The following is a 1,127-nucleotide window of genomic DNA, read 5'->3' as shown; positions in this document are numbered from 1 at the left end:
TTGCACATTTAACTTGAACAATCAGTCCAGATTTTTTTCCCAGATACTTACGAAACTCATCAAACCTTTTTTTGAGTTCATTTATTGATTTAAATAAGTCAAGGTTGATATACTTTCCATACTGGACCCAACCAATATTCGATAATTTTCGAGTAATTTTGTTAAGTTGAATTAATAAGTATAAGATCAACATGATAATTGCTGATGAATTGTTAACGGTCGTGTGAATAGATTGATATCCTTCGAATTTCATGGAAAATTCACTCCGATATGGATCCTCATTATCATGATGTATCAATCATGGGAAATTTTCCTATCAAAGACGAATGACAATGAAATCCTTCTAATTATCAGATCAAAAATTTTGAACGCACCCAAGTTTCATAATGATACATTTTTTCCTCTCCAAAATGACAATAATTATCCCCACCATCCACTCCCCTTACTAGGAACCTCAACCTCTTGAATGCTAATTATGTGGGTCTTTTTTGGTGGTGGCTTAGGCATAGGTAATGGAGCTGGCGGGACTGGAACATGAATCATCTTTGGAACTTCAACCGCGATGTATTTTGTTTGAATTTTAGGTTTACAAGTGCAACTACCTGTAACGAAAAGAAGAAGAAGAAGAAGAAGAAGAAGAGGAGGAGCAACAAAAAGTAACAGACAAAACATTGAAGATTATCTGGCATATGAAAAACCCTCATCGATTATCACATCACCATTTGATCACATATCACTTACATTGACTGCCCCCATCATCACTCGGTGATGGTGATGACCATCCATCGCCGCCACCCATCATCATGATACTTCCTGCTCCCATATCACCTTTACCACCAGTGTTTCCCTTATTTCCCTTGGAAAATAGTCCAAAATCTTTGAACGCAAATGCACTCATTGCAATCACCATGATGATGAGAAAACTAACTCCATTCACCATTACGTTTTGGAAATATTTTCGAAAAATCTTCAGTACGAGTATACAAATTAAAATGTATACTGTATGGAAGGTGTGAATTTATATGCATAAACATTTTTTTATTTCTCTCTCTCTCTCTCTCTCTCTCTCTCTCTCTCTCTCTCTCTCTCTATTCTACCCTTCATATCTAAGGGGCACATGTGGGCGG

The 1,127-nt window shown here is 36.6% G+C and carries 3 protein-coding genes; 1 reads left to right on the top strand and 2 read right to left on the bottom strand.

Annotated elements, in window-relative coordinates:
• Positions 1-420: 420 nt before the first annotated feature.
• The gene (locus MUW74_RS04455; protein WP_262915532.1) at positions 421-543 is read right to left on the bottom strand and encodes a hypothetical protein; all 123 of its coding nucleotides are present in this window, start codon (positions 541-543) and stop codon (positions 421-423) included.
• On the opposite strand from MUW74_RS04455, the gene MUW74_RS04450 reads away from it, so the two are divergent.
• Entirely contained in the window at positions 535-660 is a 126-nt protein-coding gene (locus MUW74_RS04450; RefSeq protein WP_279389428.1) for a hypothetical protein, read from the top strand. The genes MUW74_RS04455 and MUW74_RS04450 overlap by 9 nt on opposite strands.
• 73 nt (positions 661-733) lie before the next feature.
• Here MUW74_RS04450 and MUW74_RS04330 read toward each other — a convergent pair whose 3' ends face one another.
• Positions 734-910, bottom strand: a complete 177-nt coding sequence (locus tag MUW74_RS04330) for a hypothetical protein (protein WP_243553118.1) — start codon at positions 908-910, stop codon at positions 734-736.
• Positions 911-1,127: the final 217 nt, after the last annotated feature.

This window comes from Candidatus Cardinium sp. cBcalN2, from assembly GCF_022810445.1.
Classification (GTDB): Bacteria; Bacteroidota; Bacteroidia; order Cytophagales; family Amoebophilaceae; genus Cardinium.
The sequence above is the reverse complement of the archived record's forward strand: the minus strand, read 5'-3'. Positions and strand labels throughout refer to the sequence as shown.

Excerpts from the sequence above, each read along its gene's own strand:
- MUW74_RS04330 (WP_243553118.1), bottom strand. The coding sequence starts at position 910 with ATGGTGATTGCAATGAGTGCATTTGCGTTCAAAGATTTTGGACTATTT.
- MUW74_RS04455 (WP_262915532.1), bottom strand. The coding sequence starts at position 543 with ATGATTCATGTTCCAGTCCCGCCAGCTCCATTACCTATGCCTAAGCCA.
- MUW74_RS04450 (WP_279389428.1), top strand. The coding sequence starts at position 535 with ATGAATCATCTTTGGAACTTCAACCGCGATGTATTTTGTTTGAATTTT.